Annotated in this window: 9 protein-coding genes; 7 read left to right on the plus strand and 2 right to left on the minus strand. The window is 52.7% G+C overall.

The genetic code is table 11. The annotated features are described in order from the left end of the window. Window positions 1-8: 8 nt before the first annotated feature. Window positions 9-2,633 carry an ABC transporter permease gene (locus EHT87_RS23545; protein WP_124909125.1) on the plus strand — a complete coding sequence of 875 codons (2,625 nt, stop codon included), beginning with the start codon at window positions 9-11 and terminating at the stop codon, window positions 2,631-2,633. A gap of 111 nt (window positions 2,634-2,744) precedes the next feature. Further along, window positions 2,745-5,366, plus strand: a complete 2,622-nt coding sequence (locus EHT87_RS23550; protein WP_124909126.1) for an ABC transporter permease — start codon at window positions 2,745-2,747, stop codon at window positions 5,364-5,366. Window positions 5,367-5,374: 8 nt separating this feature from the next. On the opposite strand, the gene EHT87_RS23555 is transcribed toward EHT87_RS23550, so the two are convergent. Then, complete coding sequence (locus tag EHT87_RS23555; RefSeq protein WP_124909127.1) at window positions 5,375-6,469, minus strand: hybrid sensor histidine kinase/response regulator; 1,095 nt, start codon at window positions 6,467-6,469, stop codon at window positions 5,375-5,377. Window positions 6,470-6,508: 39 nt separating this feature from the next. Beyond that, window positions 6,509-10,195, minus strand: a complete 3,687-nt coding sequence (locus EHT87_RS23560) for a PAS domain S-box protein (protein ID WP_124909128.1) — start codon at window positions 10,193-10,195, stop codon at window positions 6,509-6,511. Window positions 10,196-10,685: 490 nt separating this feature from the next. On the opposite strand from EHT87_RS23560, the gene EHT87_RS23565 reads away from it, so the two are divergent. The 5 genes from EHT87_RS23565 to EHT87_RS23585 all read left to right on the plus strand — a co-directional run bounded on the left by EHT87_RS23565 (window position 10,686) and on the right by EHT87_RS23585 (window position 20,273). Continuing rightward, window positions 10,686-13,070: an ABC transporter permease gene (locus EHT87_RS23565; protein ID WP_124909129.1), complete on the plus strand. Its 2,385-nt coding sequence runs from the start codon at window positions 10,686-10,688 to the stop codon at window positions 13,068-13,070. An 89-nt stretch (window positions 13,071-13,159) separates the two neighbouring features. Next, window positions 13,160-15,586, plus strand: coding sequence for an ABC transporter permease (locus tag EHT87_RS23570; protein WP_124909130.1), 2,427 nt, complete (start codon window positions 13,160-13,162; stop codon window positions 15,584-15,586). Between the two features lie 217 nt (window positions 15,587-15,803). Continuing rightward, entirely contained in the window at window positions 15,804-16,847 is a 1,044-nt protein-coding gene (locus EHT87_RS23575) for a DUF4097 family beta strand repeat-containing protein (RefSeq protein WP_124909131.1), read from the plus strand. A gap of 237 nt (window positions 16,848-17,084) precedes the next feature. Then, on the plus strand, window positions 17,085-19,466 hold the full coding sequence (locus EHT87_RS23580; RefSeq protein ID WP_124909132.1) for an ABC transporter permease: 2,382 nt from the start codon (window positions 17,085-17,087) through the stop codon (window positions 19,464-19,466). A gap of 114 nt (window positions 19,467-19,580) precedes the next feature. Next, window positions 19,581-20,273, plus strand: a complete 693-nt coding sequence (locus tag EHT87_RS23585; protein WP_124909133.1) for an ABC transporter ATP-binding protein — start codon at window positions 19,581-19,583, stop codon at window positions 20,271-20,273. Window position 20,274 lies beyond the last annotated feature (1 nt).

A 20,274-nucleotide genomic window follows, 5' to 3' on the forward strand; every position in this document is an offset into this window, starting at 1 on the left:
CTAAAAAGATGAAACCGCCCCGCTGGGCCTCGACCTTACTGGACTGGTGGGGCGATCCCAACACCGTGGAGGAGGTCCAGGGTGATTTGCTGGAACTGTATGCGTACTGGGTCAAAACCGGGGGTGAGCGCAAGGCCCGCTGGCGGTATGGCCTGAGTGTTGTGAAGTTGTTGCGGCCTTTTGCCAAACGAAAAGAAGCCTATTCGAATCCGTTTTTTCTACATCCTGCTATGGTACGAAACTATCTGAAAATTGCCTTCCGCAACCTGGTCAAACACAAAGGCTATTCGGGGATCAACATGGGCGGACTGGCGGTGGGCATGGCCGTTGCCATGCTCAATGGCCTCTGGATTTATGATGAATTGTCGTTCAACACCTACCACCAGAACTACGACAGTATTGCGCAGGTTACCGAGCGCGGCATTCGAAAGGAGGGAACCCGGTATTCAGGAACCTCACTGCCGTATCCGCTGGCGACTGAACTCAAAGCCAATTACCAGAGCTATTTCAAACACATTCTGATTTCGCAGCAGCCGGACGACTATATTCTGGCGGCCGGAGACACGAAACTTACCAAAAAAGGTCAATTTATCGAAGCCGGTGCGCCGGAAATGCTCAGCCTGAAAATGCTCCGGGGCACCTGGGCCGGGCTGAACGATCCGCATTCGATCCTGCTTTCGGCCTCGGCCGCCGAGGCTCTGTTTGGAAAGGCCGATCCGCTCGACAAGCTCGTTCGGATCAATACAAAAATGGATGCGAAAGTAACGGGCGTCTATGAAGATTTACCCCACAACACCGGTTTTCATGACATCAAGTTCCTGGCTCCCTTCGACTTATGGACGTCAGTCAACCCCTGGGTGAAGGAGCAGCAGTGGGACAACTGGTTCCTGTTTATCTACGCCCAGATTCAGCCCAATACGGATTTTGATCGGGTTTCTGCCCTCATTAAGGACATTGAATTAAATAAACTGAAGGGACTGGAAGGCCAGCAGGAACAAATTGCCCGACAGCCGCAGATTCACCTGCTCCCGATGCGTGACTGGCATTTGCATGGGCATTACAATATGGACGATACGGGACCGGTTCAATTCGTTTGGCTCATCGGCCTGATTGGGGTGTTTGTGTTGCTGCTGGCGTGTATCAATTTCATGAATCTCAGTACGGCCCGCTCCGAAAAACGCGCCAAAGAGGTCGGTATTCGCAAGGCCGTTGGCTCGCTCCGGGGGCAGTTGATCGGTCAATTCTTTAGCGAGTCATTTCTGGTCGTTCTTTTGGCCTTTGTGTGGGCGCTGGTGTTGGTAACGCTTTCCTTGTCCTGGTTTAATGACGTCGCGGCCAAGCAGTTAAGTGTTCCCTGGACGAATCTGTACTTCTGGCTGGCCAGTGTTGGTTTTACGCTTTTGACGGGTTTTGTAGCGGGCAGTTATCCCGCACTGTATCTGTCTTCTTTTCAGCCGGTTAAAGTGCTCAAAGGGGTGATTCGGGTCGGGCGTTTCGCCACGATTCCCCGCCAGGTGTTGGTCGTTCTCCAGTTCACGGTTTCGGTGACGCTCATCATCGGCACCAGTATGGTGTATCGCCAGATTCAGTACGCCAAAAACCGTCCGGTGGGCTATAGCCGGGACGGCCTGCTGATGATTCAGAAGAAAACGGCGGAGTTTTCGGGCAAGTATGAGCTATTCCGGACGGAGTTGAAAAACACCGGCGTTGTCTCGGAAGTCGCGGAGTCACGAAGTTCGGTAACCAACATAACGATGTGGAATGGCGGTTTTTCCCGAAAAGGCAACGAAATTCCCTGTCCGAACGGTTGCGGCACCCTCTCGGTGACCCCGGAATACGGCAAAACCGTGGGCTGGGAGTTCAGGGCGGGCCGGGATTTTGAACGGGGCCGCACGACCGATTCGTCGGGCCTGGTCATTAACGAGTCGTTTGCCAAAATGATCGGCTTGAAAAACCCGGTCGGGGAAACCCTGGTCTGGGCCACCAATTGGCGGAAGGCCGAAACTTACACGGTTTTGGGGGTCGTGAAAGACATGGTAGCGATGTCGCCCTACGAAAAAACGGTTCCGACGGTATTTCTGATGGAGAACTACCATGACTGGATCAACATCCGCATCCATCCGAACGTAAGTACCGCGGTGGCCTTACCCAAAATTGAAGCGGTTTTCCGAAAACTGGTTCCGAATGCGCCTTTCGACTACAAATTTGCCGATCAGGAATACGCCCTGAAGTTTGCCGCCGAAGAGCGGATTGGCAAATTAGCGGGTTTCTTCGCCGGTCTGGCCATTTTCATTTCGTGTCTCGGTCTGTTCGGACTGGCATCGTTCACGGCGGAACAACGCACGAAAGAGATTGGCGTTCGGAAAGTGCTGGGCGCGTCGGTCTTCAATCTCTGGCGATTGCTGTCGAAAGATTTTGTGAAGCTGGTGGTCATCGCGTTCGGTATTGCCACGCCAATCGCCTGGTATTCGTTGGCGACCTGGCTCCAAAACTTCCAGTACCGAACGGAGATTTCGTGGTGGATCTTTGCCGTCTCGGGTGCCGGCGCATTGGCCATTACGCTGCTGACGGTTAGCTTCCAGAGCATCAAAGCGGCTTTGATGAATCCGGTAAAGTCGCTGCGGTCGGAATAAAGGATTATGAGTTAAGAGTTATGAACGAACCGTCAATGATTGGCAATGCTACTTTTCCGAACTCATAACTTTTAACTCTTCATTCTTAACTCATAACTCTTCACCAAAAAGATGAAACCGCCCCGCTGGGCCTCGACCTTACTGGACTGGTGGGGCGATCCCAACACCGTCGAAGAAGTGCAGGGCGATTTGCTGGAACTCTACGAATACTGGGTCACAACCGTGGGCGAGCGCAAGGCCCGCTGGCGGTATGGCCTGAGTGTGCTGAAGTTACTGCGGCCCTTTGCTCAGTCAAAATCAACTGATTACCCTTCACCTTTTTTACTAAGTCCTGCTATGATACGCAACTATGTCAAAATTGCCGGGCGGAACCTGAGTCGGAATCTGGCTTTTGGAACCATCAACCTCCTGGGGCTGGTATTGGGTCTGACCTGCGCCCTCATCATTTTTCTGGTCGTTGCCCACGAAACCAGTTACGACCACTACCAGACCCAGGGCGACCGGATTTACCGCGTCGGAAATTACAATATAAACGACAAGTTTACCTATCCGGGAACGTACAGCGGGATGGCAAATGCCATGCGGAACGATGTGCCGGAAGCCGAGCTGGTGGTTCCGTTGCTGCAAATCGGCGGCAGCACGGTGTCGATCCCATCAACCGGCAACCGGTTTAAAACCTCGCTGGTTTATGCCGGCAATGAACTATTCCGGCTGCTCGATTACCGGTGGCTGGCCGGTGATGCCCGAACGGCCTTGTCAGAACCCAATACCGTGGTGTTGACGCGGGCGTTGGCCGAAACGTATTTTGGAACGTCCGACGTTCTGGGCAAAACGCTCCGGCTCGACAACAAGCCGGATTTGATGGTGGTGGGAGTGCTGGAAGATTACCCCAAAACCACCAGTTTTCCATTCGATCTTCTCGTTTCGTTTCCGTCCGTTAAAACCAGTATGCCTGATTACGATCTGAATCGGTGGAATGGCTGGAATGATAATTTTCAGGTCTTTATCCTATTGAAAAAAGATACAAAACCGGAGCAGGTGACGCAACGCTCGGCGGCCATTCTGACCAAATACCGGGACGAGAAAGCGGCTAAAGACCAGGCAATTGCGCTGACTCCTTTGGCAGAAATACATTACGGCCACAATTTAGGCGGTCGGTCGGCCAACCTGAAACTGCTCAATATTCTCTCGCTGATCGGCGTGTTTGTGCTGTTGATCGGCTGTATCAATTTCATCAATCTGACCACCGCCCAGGCTTTCAAGCGGGCCAAAGAAATCGGTATCCGGAAGGCGGTGGGCAGCAACCGGCTGTCGCTGATTTATCAGTTTCTGACAGAAGCCGGTATGGTGACCTTTGCGGCCACGCTGCTGTCGATTCTGGTAGCGTGGCTGGGCCTCCCGACGGTGGTCGATCTGCTGGGAATTCCATTGACGTCGGCCGATTTGTTTTCGGGAAAAACCGTCGCGTTTCTGACCGCCCTTTTTATACTGACCACCTTATTAGCCGGAATTTATCCGGCGTTCCGCTTGTCGGGCATGGCCCCGATCTGGGCGTTGAAAAACAACAAAATGCCGCAGGGGCGGCAGACGATTACGCTGCGGCAGGGGCTGGTGGTGGTGCAGTTTACGGTTTCGTTGGTGCTCATTACCAGTACGTTACTGATCAATCAGCAGCTTTCTTTTTTCAAAAATGCCGACCTGGGTTTCAACACAGCCGCGATTATTACGGTGGGATTACCGGATAACAGTCCGGCAAAACTGCAAACGTTGCGGAATCGGCTGGCGGAGTCGTCGCAGGTAAAAGACGTCAGTTTCTCGTTCAACAGCGCGTCGGCCGAAAGCAACTGGATGCAGGGCATGCAATACCGGAAAGGTACGAAAGCCGTCGATATCAAAACCCAGTTGAAGATGGGCGATTCGCATTATCTATCCACCTATGGCATTCAGTTGCTCGCCGGAGCGGGCCTTCAGGATCGGGATAGCACTTCTTTCAAGGTGATTGCCAACGAAGTTTTTCTGAACCGGATGGGGGTTGCCAAACCGGCCGATGCGATCGGGGAGAAAGTCTATTATGGTGACGGGCAGGAATTTGCCACCATTATTGGCGTTGCCAAAAATTTTAACGTCAACTCGTTGCACCAGAAAATCGACCCGACCCTGATTCAGGTTGTACCCACTAATTTTTACCAGGCTGGCATCAAACTCCAGACGGATCAGCCGAACGCGGAAGCGCTGAAGGGCGTTTTGGCGCACATCGAAAAAGCCTGGATGGAGACGTTCCCCGATCGGATTTTTGAATACAGTTTTCTGGATGAGACGCTGGCAAAGGCCTACCAGGCCGAAACCCGGACGAGCCAGCTCATCGGAACCGCAACCTTTCTGGCGATCATCATTGCGTGCCTGGGCTTGTTCGGGCTGGCGGCTTTTACGGCCGAGCAACGCACGAAGGAAATTGGCGTTCGGAAAGTGCTGGGCGCATCGGTATCCGGTATTGTGCTCCTGTTGTCGAGAGAGTTTCTGAAACCGGTGCTGGTGGCGCTGCTGATTGCTTCGCCGGTGGCGTGGTATGCGATGAACGAGTGGCTCCAGAACTTTGAATTCAAAGTCGGTATTTCGTGGGACGTGTTTGCGCTGGCGGGCGGCCTGGCCGTTCTGATTGCTTTCCTGACGGTTTCATTCCAAAGCATCCGGGCGGCTTTGATGAATCCCGTAAAGAGCCTGCGAAGTGACTAATCAGCCGGTCAGCTCCGCTGGAAAAGAATAGTTACTGAGGTTTCGCCGGTGGGCAGACTTTCAATCGCCAGGGTGCTGTTGTTTAACTCCAGCAACTTCTTGACGATTGAAAGGCCCAGCCCCGAGCCTTGTTGTTCGTAGCTTTTGCGGTCGAATTGCACATAAGGAGCAATCCGGGGAATATCTTCCGGATTAAATCGCTGTCCAAAATTCAGAATCGTCAGCCGATACTGGTCATTTTCCGGACGACCGGTGATTTGAATAGGACGCGATCCATCCGAGAACTTATGGGCATTATCAATCAATTCGTCCAGAACAATTCGTAGGCTCGTTTCCGAAAGTTGAATGTGAGCACTGTCTACGTCGATCAGGCAATGGATTTCCTGATCGTGCCGGTCATTTACTTTGTCAATTTGTTGATCCAGCACGTCGGTATCCAGCATCGAAATACCGGTGGTATAAAAAGCGTAGGAGGACGTCGCCGGCTGGATACGCTGCAACTCCTCAATCAGTCGGAGGTTGTCCAGCGATCGTTTCAGGCGCAGACCACAAGCCTTGATCATCGCCAGCATCGACAGGCTGTCTTCCTGATCGAACTCATTGTAATGATCCATGAGCAACGTAACAAAACCGAGAATGCCACTCAGCGGGGTGTTGTATTCGTGGTTGGAGACGCTGGTGATGGTCCGGCGGAGTTCGTCGAGCCGATCCTGCAAGTCGGCTTCCCGCAGGGCTTCCCGCTGGAGCCGGCTCTCGATGGCCAGCAGCAGACTGTCGAGGGTGAACGGTTTGGTCAGGTAATCATCGGCGCCCGAAATCATGCCCCGGCGCACATCGATATCTTCCGTTTTGGCCGTCAGAAAAATGAACGGAACCGTTGCCAGCGACTGGTTGCTCCGAATCGCATCCAGCACCTGATAGCCATCCATCTCCGGCATCATGATATCGCAAAGAATCAAATCAGGCTTTCCCAGCATCGCCATGCTGATGCCTTCCCGGCCATTGGGAGCCGACGAAACTTCATATCCTTTTAAGCTTAGTAAGGTGGTCACATTATCCCGGATAGGGGTTTCATCTTCAATGAGTAGTATTTTTGTAGCCATAGGAGCCAAATGGGGTAAACTGCAAACACGAAACCCGCCCTACACCGGTTTGAGGGCCGGACTGTTTTGTTCGATGGGTAAAACAACCGTAAAAGTCGATCCTGTATTTTCTTCACTTTGAACCGTAAGCGTACCGCCGTGAAGCTCCACAAACTGCCGGGCAATGACCAAACCGAGTCCCGTTCCCTGGATGGTTGCCGTATTGCCGGCCCTAAAAAAAGTCTGGAATAAAGCCGGAAGATCCCCTGCCGGAATCCCGATTCCTTCGTCGATAACCTGAATAATCAATTGCCTATCCTGAGAACTGATCGTCAGCCGGGGATCGCCTTTTGAAAACTTAAAAGCATTGGAAAGTAAATTGACCAATACGTGACTCATCAGCTTTTCGTCCAGATAAGCGCGGCAGGAGGGGTCGTCGATCGAAACAAGGACCGATCGCCGGTCGGCCTGATGGCTGAAATGGCTGGCAATCACGCCCTGACACAAGGGCAGAACATCGACCCAAGTAGGATTAAAAGTGACTTTTCCCGCTTCAATCCGGCCGATGGTGAGCATGTCCGTAAGCAACCCGGTAAAGTTCAGAATCTGCTCCTCAATCACCTTCAGGTATTTCTGGATGGACGGTTTGGCCGTCTCCAGGGGTTGTTCCAAAAACAGGTGAATTAAATCGACGCTGGTTTGAATCGTGGTGAGGGGCGTTCGGAACTCGTGCGAAGCGGTGGAAACGACCTGCGATTTTAGCTTGCTGAGCTCCTGTTCCCGTTCCAGCGACTGTTGCAACACCCGTTCTTTCTCTTTCTGGCTGGTGATGTCATTGGCAATTCCGATGTACCGCACGGGGTTATCCTGGCTGTCTTTCATGACAAACGTTCGAATATCGATCCAGCGGGCGGCCCGGTGCGTCCCCTTCACCCGACACTGGATGGTGACTTCCTGCCCTTGCCGGTATTTCTCAAATTCGATCATCACCGCAGCCTGATCTTCTTCCACAATCGTCTCCAGAAAAGCGTGGGTGCCGCGGGGGTGGGGCGATGCAATGCCAAATACGCGTTCATAAGCCGGGTTGATATACAGCAACTCGAACGGCTCCACGGAGTGAATCCAGAAGACTTCATCCACATTTTCGGCAATCTCCCGAAACCGCTGTTCACTGTCGCGCAAGGCATCCTCGGCCTGCTTTCGCTGGGTCACATCCCAGGCCACGCCAATGACCCGAACCGAACGGCCTTCCTGATTTTTAACCAGCAGACCGTTGTATTCCAGGTAGATTATGCTGCCATCCGGTCGGATAATGCGGCTCATGTTGGTGATCCTTTCTGCCGGTGTTCCCAGGTGAGTACGCCTGATGAAATTGGTAAGATCGTCCGGATGGACCATTTTTAAATACTCCTGCAAAGTCCAGTCGGATCGGCCGGGTTCCATACCGTGCATTTCCCACATGCGATCGTCCCAGAACAGCTGGTTCGTCACCAGATCATCTTCCCAGATTCCCTGGCCAACGGCCTGAGTCGCCAGCTGAAGCCGCTGGTTTACGTTTCGCAACTGGGTCTCGGCCTGTTGCCGTTCGGTAATGTCGCGGGCGGAACCATACACCAGATTATCAATTCCAACGGCGTTCCACTCGATGGTACGGTAAGAACCATCTTTTTTCCGGAACCGGTTGATCTGGTTGCGAACGGGCCGTTGCAGAATGCCCGACAGGAGATTTTGAAAGACAAATTTCTGCTCATCGGGGTGGATTAAATGCAGAAAAGGAATGGCCATCAACTCGGTTTCCGAATAGTCCAGCGCAGCCTGAAAAGCCTGGTTGATTTTTGAAATCTTCCCCTGACTGTCGGAAATGCAGTGCATGTCGAGGGCACCCTCGAAGAACGTATTCAATTCCCGGTTTTTCTGTTGTAGTTTTTCTTCGGCCGCTTTCATCGCCGAAATGTCCGTTGCAATACCTACATACCCGATAATGGTGCCCTCTTCGTCCTGTAACGTACTGGTCACCAGTAGGATAGGTACTTGTTCGCCATTCTTGCCCACCGCAATGCATTCACTGTGGAAGTAATTCTGGGTGGCCAGCACTGCGCCGAACAACTCGGATGTTGGTCTGGCTACTTCCCGCGGCTGGTACGAAATAAGCGGAATTGGACTATCTGATGAAGCAAATTCAACATGCGAGACTTTGCCGATGAGTTCCTCGACCCGGTAGCCCATTAATTTTTCGCTGGCCGGGTTGGCCGTCTGAACAACGCCGTGGATGTCGGTAGATACAATGGCCTGGCCAGCGTGTTTGAGAATGGCATTCTGCAAGGCGGATAGCTGCCCGATTTCCCGGGTCCGTTCCGCCACCCGCTGTTCGAGTTGTTCGGTGTGCTGCTGAAGCTGCTTGCTGAGGTGTTGCTGGTAGAGGACAATCGCCAACTGACTGGCCACTTCGCGGGCGATCTGGAGGTGTTCTTCCGTAAAAAAATGGGGCTTGTAGTCCATCAGGACAAAGGCACCGATGTATTGCTCCTGACTGAACAGCGGAATGACGATCAGCGACCGGAATCCTCGCTGGTAGAGGGCCATTTCCGGGGGAATACCGGCGGAATCCGGCTGTAAGTGATCAATTATCCAGGGGTTTCCACTCAGAAGTGGCTCAATTTTAAACAACTGGCTGGGCAATCCGGAACCCGTACGGGCGTCCATTTCTTTGCCGACCAGCCATCGTTCCGTCTGCGCCAGGCCGGTGGTGTCGTCAAACCGGAAAACCGCCAGCCGCTCACAGGGAACCAACTCCCGGATGTGCAACAAGGCGGCTATTTCGGGCTCCTGCCCGGTCAGATTGCGGTTGTGCAAGGCCCGTTCGATGGCTTGCAAACCCTGAAGCCGCTGGTTCGTCCGCATGAGCGCCCGGTTGGATTGGTGCAACTCCTCATTTTTTTGTTGCAACAGATCGGCTTGTTGCTGAAGCACCTTTTGCTGTTGCTTCAAGGCCGTATTATCCAGGTAGGTCAGCAACACGGTATCATCGACGCGTGTCATATGCCCTTCTATCCACAGCGTAAGGCCATTGACCTTATAATCAAGCTCATAATGGATCGGCGTCCCCGTTTGAAGCACGTGTTTTAGGCGTCCCAGAGTGCCCTGCTCCCCGGCAGATGGGTAGACCTCCAGCAAATTCCGGTTCGTGAGCTGTTCCGCCGAAAGACCCAGGTTTCGGGCGTTGGCCGTATTCGTTAATACATACCGGAAGTCATTGATTTCACCGGCCGCATTGCGAACGGGTTGAAACAGAGCCAGTCCGGCGGGTAATTGCTCGACAATCGTTTTAAGCAATTCCGACTGGCGCTCCAGTTCCTGCTGAATGAGCTTGGATTCGGTAATATCCAGCGACGTAATGATAATTCCGTCGTATTTTTTACTAACCGTAACGTCGACCCAGCGGATTTGATCTTTAATCGGGTGTGGACGCTCAAATCGCTGGTTATCACCCGTTTCCCACGCCTGGACGTAGCGCCTGAAAATACCGGTATCGACAAAATGAGGAAAGAGCCTGAGCATGGTCATGAGGCCAAACTCGCTGGAAGTCAATGCCGACAGCTCAAGTGCCGTTCGGTTGCCCCAGACGAAGCGAAAATCCACTACCTGGTCGTTTTGAAACACGGGCACACAATACAATACCGCTACGGGAATTACCTCCTGAAAACTCTCCAATTGTTGAGCCCGAAGGGTTTCGTCAAGAAAATCCATACACGCTGAATAGCACGTCTATAAGTTCCTATTTTGGCACCTTACCAAGACGTAACTAGTTAAGAGTGGCAAAAATTGAGCCAGATAGGCGGCTGATTGTCAATTGCTTGGAACGATCCCTTTTCAATGACTCTACCCCAAAATCAAACTAAATTTCCTAGTTAACTAATGGAGAGCCGATTACTGGTTCCAAAGGCATTAAATGCGCCGGGTCCGGTCGAATACCAACGGTTCGTAAATGAGTAAACGGTTTGCCAAAGTGATACGTCACCGATGAACAAGCCGGGCTGGTTGCCGGATTCGGTGGAGTGGATTCCGGTGAGTGGCCGAACAGCGGCCATCAGGCTTGTACTCCCGCGGACAATGCATTGTACGATTTCGGACAAAATAAAGAAGATTCATCTTGTATCTATCTGTTAATCAGTCTATTTAATGGCGCGGCATGAAAGTTGAACAGGTGCAGGTACCTAACCTATTTTCTGCTGATTCTATGTTACGAAACTACCTGACCATCGCCTGGCGGAGTATTCTGAAGGATAAATTTTACAGCCTGATCAATATTCTGGGCCTGACCATTGGCGTCACCTGCGGCCTGTTGCTGCTGCTCTACGTGACCGATGAATTGAGTTTCGACCGGCATCATGAAAAAGGAGATCAGATTTACCGCATCGTCTCGTACATCACCGAACCCGACAAGATTAACAAGTGGCAGAGCACCCAGCCCCCGCTGGCAAAATCCCTGAAACAGGACTATCCTTTTGTACAAAACTACGTGCGGTTTTTTCCCAACGGTCGGGTAGCTTTCCGGAAGGGCGAGAAGCGGTTTTATGAAGAAGACATCTACGCGGCCGACTCCACGGTGTTCGACGTGTTTACCCACAAATTTATCGAGGGCGACCCTAAAACCGCGCTGGCCCGACCCGGCAGCGTGGTGCTGACGGAGAAAACCGCCCGGAAATTTTTTGGTGAGAGCCCTGCACTGGGCCAGACGCTGCAAACCAACGATACTACCTCGTATCAGGTGACGGGCGTTATTGAAAATGTACCCCGAAACTCGCATTTTACGTTCAATGCGCTCCTGTCGCTGAGTCCGAACGAGCGGAAGGCCGACGGCTGGGGCGGTTTTTACATCGTCAGTTACCTGGTTTTGCCGAAAAACTTCGATACGAAAATTCTGGAAAGCAAGTTTCCACAGCTGTACGACAAAAACATGGCGTCGATCTTCAAGCGGATGGGCATCAAGATTACGTACCAGCTGCAGCCCCTGACGAGCATTCACCTGTATTCTAAACTCGACGGCGAAGCCAACGGCGACATCAGTTACGTCTACATTTTCAGCGCCGTCGCCTTTTTCATGTTGCTGCTGGCCAGCATCAATTACATGAACCTTGCCACCGCCCGCTCGGCCAAACGGTCGAAGGAAGTGGGGCTGCGGAAAGTGATGGGGTCGCTCCGGAGTGCGCTGATGGCCCAATTCCTGACCGAATCGGTATTAATGACGGTCTTGGCGCTGACGGCCAGTTTTGTGCTGGTCGCCCTCCTGCTGCCGTTTTTCAATACGGTTTCGGGCAAGGAGATTCAGTTTCGGGAGTTGTTGCGCCCGACCTTTCTGCTGATTGCGCTGGTCATCGTGGTATTTACGGGTTTCGTCAGCGGCAGCTACCCGGCTTTCTACCTCTCTTCGTTTGAACCGGCGACGGTTCTGAAGGGGTCGTTCAATTCCAAAGGCGGCAGTTTTTTCCGGAAAACGCTGGTTGTGGTTCAATTTGCCATTTCGCTGATCATGCTGATTTGTACCTGGATCGTCTACGAGCAGTTGAATTACATGCGTGACAAGGATATGGGATATGATCGGGAACAGGTGTTAACGATTGATTATCAGGACCGCCAGCCCCGCGATCGCTACAACCGGCTGCGCAACGACCTGCTGGCCAATCCGAATGTCCGCAGCATCGCCACGGCGTCGTCGCCCACCAGCAACATTGGCGGGCGTACTATCTTCGGCGTCGAATCCAACGCCGGGCTGAAAGAAATGGGCTTCAAACCGATGGTTATCGACCACGATTTCCTGCAAACGATGGGGATGAAGGTGGTCAGCGGGCGTGATTTTTCCGATAAGATTCCCGCCGATACGGCCAACGGCGTGTTGGTGAATCAGGCCGCCGTGAAACGCATGGGCTGGAAAGAGCCGCTGGGCAAGAAAGTGCTGCTGGGCGGTTTGCCGCAGGCCGGTCAGCCCGCTCCGCCGGCGGCAAAGGTCGTGGGCGTGGTGAAGGATTTCCACCAGCAGTCGCTCTACATGCCCATCGAGCCGATGATCATCCTGTATCGCCCGAACAACGGAGTGATTCACATTAAAATCGACGCGAAAAACGCCGACAAAACCGTCGAGTTTATCGGTCGGAAATGGCGCGAAACCTACCCGGATCGCCTGTTTGAATACCGGTTTCTGGATCAGGATTTCGAGTCGGCCTACAAAGCGGATGAACTGCGCGGCCGGATTTTTACGGCCTTTTCGGCACTAACCATCCTGATTGCCTGTCTGGGTTTGTTTGGTCTGGCCACGTTCACGACCGAGCAGCGGGTGAAGGAAATCGGGGTGCGCAAAGTGATGGGCGCTTCGGTGTCCAGCGTGGTGCTGCTGCTTTCCAAAGATTTTACGAAACTGGTGCTGTTCTCGTTTCCCATCGCCATCCCGATTGCCTGGTATTCGATGGATCGCTGGCTGCAGCATTTTCCGTACAAAACCGACATCGGCGTCGGGATTTTCGTCGTGGCCTGCCTGCTCACACTGCTGATCTGCTGGGCCACCGTGGTTTATCAATCCGTCAAAGCCGCCATCGCCAACCCGGTTAAGTCACTTCGTTCCGAATAACGTACCTACGGACTAAAGTCCGTGTGAGTCTGGTCAAACGAACGTTTTTAATCATCCCAAAAACACGGGCTAACATCCGTGGGTACATCATGATCCGTAATTACCTCAAAATCGCCATTCGCAACCTGCGCAAACACCGTGGGTTTACCTTCATCAACATTTTTGGACTGGCATTGGGGCTGGCCTGCTGCCTGTTGATCATGCTTTACGTTGTCGACGAACTGAGCTACGACCGGTTTCATGAGAAAGCCGACCGGATTTACCGGATCAATACCGACATCAAATTTGGCGGTAATGACATGCACATGGCTACTTCGCCCGATCCGATGGGGCCGACCTTGCTGAAAGATTACCCACAGGTTGAAAACTTCGTCCGGTTACACGGGCGGGGCACGTTTCTCGTCAAGCAGACGGGGCAGACGAATAACCTGCGGGAAAACGACATCCTGTATGCGGATTCGACGCTGTTCGATGTGTTTACGCTGCCGCTGGTGAGCGGCAATCCGAAACGGGCGCTGGTGGAACCCAATACGGTGGTGATCAGTGAATCGGCGGCCAAACGGCATTTCGGGAATCAGAATCCAATCGGGAAAACGCTGCTGTTCGACAATAAGTTTACCTATCGGGTGACGGGCGTTATGCGCGACATACCGGCCAACTCCCATTTCCGCACCGATTTTTTTGTCTGCATGCGGAGTGACAATTATGAGTGGGGGCGTTGGCTGAGCAACAACCATCAAACCTATGTTCTCCTGAAAGAAGGTGTTGATCCCCAGCAGTTTAATCAGAATTTTGAAACCATCATACAGAAGTACGTGGGGCCGCAGGCTCAGGAGTTTGTTGGCACAACGATCGAGCAGTTGCGCAAATCCGGAAACCGGATCAACTACGCCCTCATTCCGATGACCGACATCCACCTGCACTCCAAGCAGAACATCGAACTGGCCCCCAACAGTGATATTCAGTATGTCTATACGTTCTCGGCGGTGGCGATTTTTATTTTGTTGATTGCCTGCATCAATTTCATGAATCTCTCGACGGCCCGTTCGGCCAACCGGGCGAAAGAAGTGGGCGTTCGGAAAGTGCTGGGTTCAGTACAGCGGCAGTTGATCGGGCAGTTTATGACCGAATCGGTTCTGATGGCCATCCTGTCGATGGGGTTGGCGCTGGTGATCGTGGCGCTGGCGTTGCCATTCTTTAACGACATGTCAAGCAAACAACTCACCATCGATAAGCTGTTTATTCCGCGGTTTCTGCCGGTTTTGCTCATCCTGCCGTTGGGTGTCGGTTTGCTGGCGGGGAGTTATCCGGCTTTTTTCCTGTCGTCGTTCCGACCCATCAGCGTGTTGAAAGGCCGGATCAATCTGGGGTTGAAAAGCGCCGGTTTGCGGAGCGGGCTGGTGGTGTTCCAGTTCATGATGTCGGTGATTCTGATTGTGGGAACGATGGTGGTCTACCGCCAGATCAATTTTATTCAAACGACCAAAGTTGGTTTCAACCGCAATCAGGTGCTGACCATCAACGAAGCCTACGCGCTGGGAAATCAGACGCAGGCTTTCAAGGAGGAGGTGCGGAAACTGCCCGGAGTGGCAAACGGGTCCGTGTCCGGCTTTTTGCCCGTGCCCTCCAACCGGAGCGATAGCCCGTTGTTTCCGGAAGGCCAGCTTGATCAGAATAAAGCGGTTTCGACGCAACAGTGGGGTGTCGATTATGAGTATATCCCGACCCTGGGCATGGAACTGAAAGAAGGCCGGAATTTCTCGCGTGATTTTGGGGCCGATTCAACCGGAATCATTTTGAATGAAACCGCCGTGAAGGTTTTCGGCTTTAAAGATCCCATCGGGAAACGGGTGTGGCGGATGATGGACGATGCGGGAAAAGTTTTCAAAACCTACACGATTATCGGCGTTGTAAAAAACTTTCACTTTGAGTCGCTGCGGCAGAATATTGGTTCGGTGGCGTTGATGTTGGACCCGAGTCTGGGCGCCATATCCTTCCGGCTCAGCAGCCAGGATATTCCGGTCGTGGTGAAACAGATCGAAGCCAAGTGGAAACAAATGGCGCCGGGAATGCCGTTTAGTTACTCGTTCCTGGATGATAGTTTCGATGCCATGTACCGCGCCGAACAGCGCGTCGGCCAGATCGTGCTGACGTTTTCCGTACTGGCCATTCTGATTGCCTGTCTGGGCCTGTTCGGGCTGGCGGCTTTTATGGCCGAGCAGCGCACCAAGGAAATCGGGGTCCGGAAAGTACTGGGAGCTACCACCACCAGCATCGTCGGCCTGCTGTCGAAAGATTTCCTCCGGCTGGTTTTGATTGCCATTCTGATTGCCACGCCCATTGCCTGGTACGGCATGAACCAGTGGCTCAAAGACTTTGCCTACAAGATCGATGTTCCGTGGTGGGTGTTCGTGGTGGCCGGTATGGTGGCCGTCGTGATTGCCTTTGTAACGGTGAGCTTCCAGTCCGTCAAAGCCGCTTTGACGAATCCGGTGAAGAGCCTCCGGAGTGAATAAGCCCCGCTGCGTCGGTGGTCCGGGCCTTCGGGTCGACTTATCTGTCGTCCGTTCCCGGACAACCTCGGAGAATTTATTTTTAGTAACTGATTGAAAAATAGGGTGTTATCGGTTTTGGTATATTCTTTGAGAAATCATCGAAGGAGAACGATGCAACTCCGGAGATTCATTCCGCATCTTTTCACCAAACTCTCAAACAATCTCAAACACAAATACCATGAAACGTTCACTTTTCCTATTAACTACACTTTTTGCCGTACTCCTGACCTTCAGGGGGCTGGCCCAGGACAAAGACGAAACTCCGTACGACACCAAAAACTTCTCAGGTAGTTTAAATACCGTTCGGGTAGAGACCTCCGGCGGGAGTATTTCGGTGGAAGGCGGAAGCCCGTCGAACGGCGTAAAAGTTGAAATGTACGTTCGGGGCAATAACTGGCCGAGCAACAAACTCTCCAAAGAAGAAATTGAAGAGCGGCTGAAAGACTATGAGATCAAACTAGGCGTTGAAGGAAGTACGGTCGTTGCGACGGCCAAACGCAAAAACCGGGACAACTGGGATTGGAAGCGTTCGATCAACATTTCATTCAAAGTATATACTCCCAAAAGCTTCGCTACCGATCTGCACACCAGTGGCGGCAGTATCCGGCTGAGTAATCTGGTGGGCAGCCAGAACTTTACCACCAGCGGAGGGAGCCTGCATCTGACCAGCGTTGAGGGCCTGATCAAAGGCCGGACGTCGGGCGGCAGCATTCACCTCGATCATTGCCGGAAAGACATTGACGTTGCTACAAGTGGCGGCTCGATTCACGCCGAAGATTCCGATGGCAATCTGGATTTACGGACGTCGGGCGGGAGTGTCAATCTGACCAACCTAAGCGGCCGGGTCAATGCCCACACCAGTGGTGGCAGCGTCAGGGGCGAAGGCATCAAGGGCGAACTGGTTGCCGGTACGTCGGGCGGTTCGGTTCGGTTGTCCGGTATTTCGGGCAGCGTCGAAGCCAGCACCAGCGGGGGCGGTATGGACGTTGAAATTACAAAATTGGGCGAATACGTTCGTTTGTCGGGTGGTCCGGGCAGCGTCAATGTCAAAATGCCCCTCGATCAGGGAATCGATTTAGATCTGTCGGGAAACCGGGTCGATATTCCCCTGAGCAAATTTGACGGAACGGTTGAAAAAGACCGCGTTCGGGGCCGTCTGAACGGTGGCGGAGTTCCCGTCCGCATATCCGCCGGCAGCGGCAGCGTACACGTAAACAGGTAGTTAAAAGTTAAGCGTTAGGAGTGAAGAGTTGGCTGACGCGTGCTTTTGTGCGTCAGCCAACTCTTCACTCCTAACGCTTAATTCTTAACTGCCTTTCCTGTCCGTTTGTGAACAAAAGAGTGTCCGGTGACGGACACTCTTTTGTTTTTTATGCGCTTAGTTGACTAATTATCAGCTGTTTGGTTTTCTGGCATAAGCCTTGAGTATTTATAAGTATTCCGTTCATCCAACACTGTTATGTTTCGCAATTACGTCGTCATCGCTTTTCGCAATCTCTGGAAACACAAACTGTTTTCCGTGATCAATGTGGTCGGTCTGGCATCAGGAATCATGGTGTGTTTGCTGGCGTTGATCGACATCAAAGGTGCCTTCGATTACGGTAATTTTCATCCGCATCCGGAGCGAACCTACCGCATTCTTACCGATGTGACGGGTAACGACAACCAGACCACGGCCTTTGCTACCACACCCTTGCCGCTGGCCGACGTGCTGAAACGGGAGTACGGTTTTGTCGATCAGGCCACCCGGGTGATTCGGGACTATGCCGAATTTACAGTCGATCGGAAAATACTGCAGGAATCCTATTGTGCCGTCGATCCGGCTTTTTTCACGGTTTTGGGTTATAAACTCGCATCGGGCCAACCGGCAACGGAGCCGAATACCGCCGTATTGACACCGGAAACCGCCGAAAAGTTTTTTGGTCTGTCGAACCCGATTGGCAAAGTCATTCACCACAAGGAACTCGGCGAAATAACGGTTACGGGCGTATTTCAGCCCCTGCCAATCCGCTCACACCTTCGTTTCAGTCTGGTGCTTTCAATGTCCACTCTTTCAACGCCAGACCGGAAACAACAGCAGACCGATTGGAGACAATATGCGGTAGGCTACACGTACGTTCGTTTGAAAGAAGGTACCTCGGTCGAGTCATTCGAAAAAGCCTTGCCGACCATTGCTGCCAGAAACACGAAAGACCTGCGTTTCAAGTCCGAAAAAGGCTATACGTTTCGGGCGCAGTCGATGACCACCCTTTCACCCTCCCACGAAGACCTGGCGATGGGCACCTGGGAGCAAACCTGGGGCAAACTGGCCACCGAGATGGGGGTGGGGTTAGTGACGTTACTGCTGGCGGTTTTCAATTACGTCAACCTGACATTGGCCCGATCACTGAGCCGCGCCCGCGAAGTTGGTATCCGGAAAGTGTCCGGGGCAGTGCGCTGGCAGCTGATGGCTCAGTTCATGGCTGAGTCGGTGGTCTTATCGGTACTGGCTCTGGGCGTTGCCTACCTTCTTTTGTTGCTGATCGAGCCCATGCCGTTTGTGCAGCAGTGGCTCATTGGCGGGGTGGAACTGAACGGGACGATGTGGGCGGTTTTTGTCGGATTCAGCATCGCAGCGGGTTTGCTGGCGGGCTTTGTTCCGGCGCGGGTGTTGTCCGGTTTCCGGCCCGCCCAGGTGTTGCGGAGCCAGACGGGTTTAAAGGTTTTTAAAGGAATTACGCTGCGCAAATCGCTGATTGTCGCGCAGTTTTCCATCGCGCTGATTGCCATGATTGCGCTCCTGTCGATGGCGCGGCAACAGAATTACATGGCCACGGCCGACTACGGTTTTCGCAGTGAAAACGTACTGAATATTCCATTGAACGATGTTCCGTATCAGCGGCTGGCGAATGAGTTGAATCGAATTCCCGGTGTCGAACGGGTATCGGCCACATCGGAACTGTTTGGCGGTCATGGCGGAGATTGGCGGCCTGTGCGCCAACAGTATTCGGGGGGCGATTCGACCCGGGCTTTCGTTTTTGCCGTCGATCAGAATTTTGTCGCCAACATGGACCTGACGTTACTGGCGGGCCAGAATTTGCCGGAGATGGCTACTGACACCAACGGAGAGGGCTCTCTGGGTCGGTTTGTTCTGGTCAATGAAGAGGCTGTCAAAGCTTTCCGGCTGGGCAATCCGCGGGAGATGGTCGGAAAACCGCTCTGGCTGGGGAATACGGAAGTGACCATTGCCGGGGTATTGAAAGATTTCCGGTTTACGACGTTCAACTGGGCTATCAAACCGCTTGTTTTAAGCTACCAGCCCAGGCAGTTCCGGTACGTGAATGTGAAAATTGCCAGCGGGGCAGAAGCATCCGCCTTGGCCGACATTCAACGCATCTGGAAACGCCTGAATCCGTACGATCCATTTGTGGGCCAATGGTATAATGACTTTTTATACCAGCGACACAGCCACGAAGACGACATTGATTTCATGAGTCTGCTGACGGGTCTGGCGTTTTCGATTGCCTGTCTGGGCTTGCTGGGTATGGTTACCTATACGACCGAAACCCGCATCAAGGAAGTGGGCATCCGGAAAGTAATGGGCGCGGAGGTTCGACAAATTATCTGGCTGCTGTCGTGGGATTTTGTTAAATTACTGCTCATTGCCGGAGCGATTGCCATCCCGCTGGGGTATCTGGCCGGAATGGCTTTTCTGATTAATTTTGCCTATCATGTTTCGATCGGTTTCGAAACGCTGGGCGGTTGCATCGGTTTGCTGCTGGGCCTCGGTGGACTGACCATCGGAGTCCGAACCTACCGGGCCGCCTTGTCGAATCCGGCCGACAGTTTGCGGAGTGAATAAAGAGTTAAAAATGAAGAATTAAAAGTACGCGTCCTCTGCGGTTTAGGCGACCCGTTTAACGCTTCATTCTTACCTTATTAAAAAGGATTTACAGATTTTCAACTATACCAAATTATGATTTCACTACAGAACGTTTCCAAGTACTACCCCGCCGGTTTCGGTAAGACGTACGTGCTTCGTAATATCACGCTGGATATCAACGAAGGCGAGTTTGTCTCCATCATGGGGCCATCGGGATCGGGCAAATCCACGCTGCTTCACATTCTGGGGATGCTGGAAGAGCCGTCGGAAGGGGAGTACCTGTTTTTTGACCAGCCGGTTCAGAAATTGTCGGAGAAACGTCGCACCGAATTACACCGGAACTACATCGGGTTTGTGTTTCAGGCCTATCACCTGATCGACGAGTTGACGGTGTATGAAAACATCGAAACGCCGTTGCTGTACAAAGGGCTGTCGTCGTCGGAACGAAAAAGCCGGGTGGCCGAACTGCTCGACCGCTTCAATATGGTGGCTAAAAAAGACCTTTTTCCGACGCAATTATCGGGCGGTCAGCAGCAACTGGTCGGCATTGCCCGCGCCGTTGCCTCCGGCCCGAAGGTGATTTTTGCCGATGAACCCACCGGTAATTTACACTCCGACCACGCGAAGGAGATCATGGAATTGTTTAAAAAACTGAATAAGGAAGATGGCGTAACCATTGTACAAGTCACACACTCGGAAGTGAACGCCGAATACGGAAACCGGATTTTGCGGTTGAAAGACGGCTGGCTGGAATCCTTTCAGGTGCCGTCCGTGGAGCGCGGCTAAA

Origin of the sequence: Larkinella knui (genome assembly GCF_003858645.1) — a bacterium.
GTDB lineage: Bacteria > Bacteroidota > Bacteroidia > Cytophagales > Spirosomataceae > Larkinella > Larkinella knui.

Coding starts and splice junctions, on each gene's coding strand:
- EHT87_RS23545 (WP_124909125.1), top strand. CDS start 9: ATGAAACCGCCCCGCTGGGCCTCGACCTTACTGGACTGGTGGGGCGAT.
- EHT87_RS23550 (WP_124909126.1), top strand. CDS start 2,745: ATGAAACCGCCCCGCTGGGCCTCGACCTTACTGGACTGGTGGGGCGAT.
- EHT87_RS23555 (WP_124909127.1), bottom strand. CDS start 6,469: ATGGCTACAAAAATACTACTCATTGAAGATGAAACCCCTATCCGGGAT.
- EHT87_RS23560 (WP_124909128.1), bottom strand. CDS start 10,195: ATGGATTTTCTTGACGAAACCCTTCGGGCTCAACAATTGGAGAGTTTT.
- EHT87_RS23565 (WP_124909129.1), top strand. CDS start 10,686: ATGTTACGAAACTACCTGACCATCGCCTGGCGGAGTATTCTGAAGGAT.
- EHT87_RS23570 (WP_124909130.1), top strand. CDS start 13,160: ATGATCCGTAATTACCTCAAAATCGCCATTCGCAACCTGCGCAAACAC.
- EHT87_RS23575 (WP_124909131.1), top strand. CDS start 15,804: ATGAAACGTTCACTTTTCCTATTAACTACACTTTTTGCCGTACTCCTG.
- EHT87_RS23580 (WP_124909132.1), top strand. CDS start 17,085: ATGTTTCGCAATTACGTCGTCATCGCTTTTCGCAATCTCTGGAAACAC.
- EHT87_RS23585 (WP_124909133.1), top strand. CDS start 19,581: ATGATTTCACTACAGAACGTTTCCAAGTACTACCCCGCCGGTTTCGGT.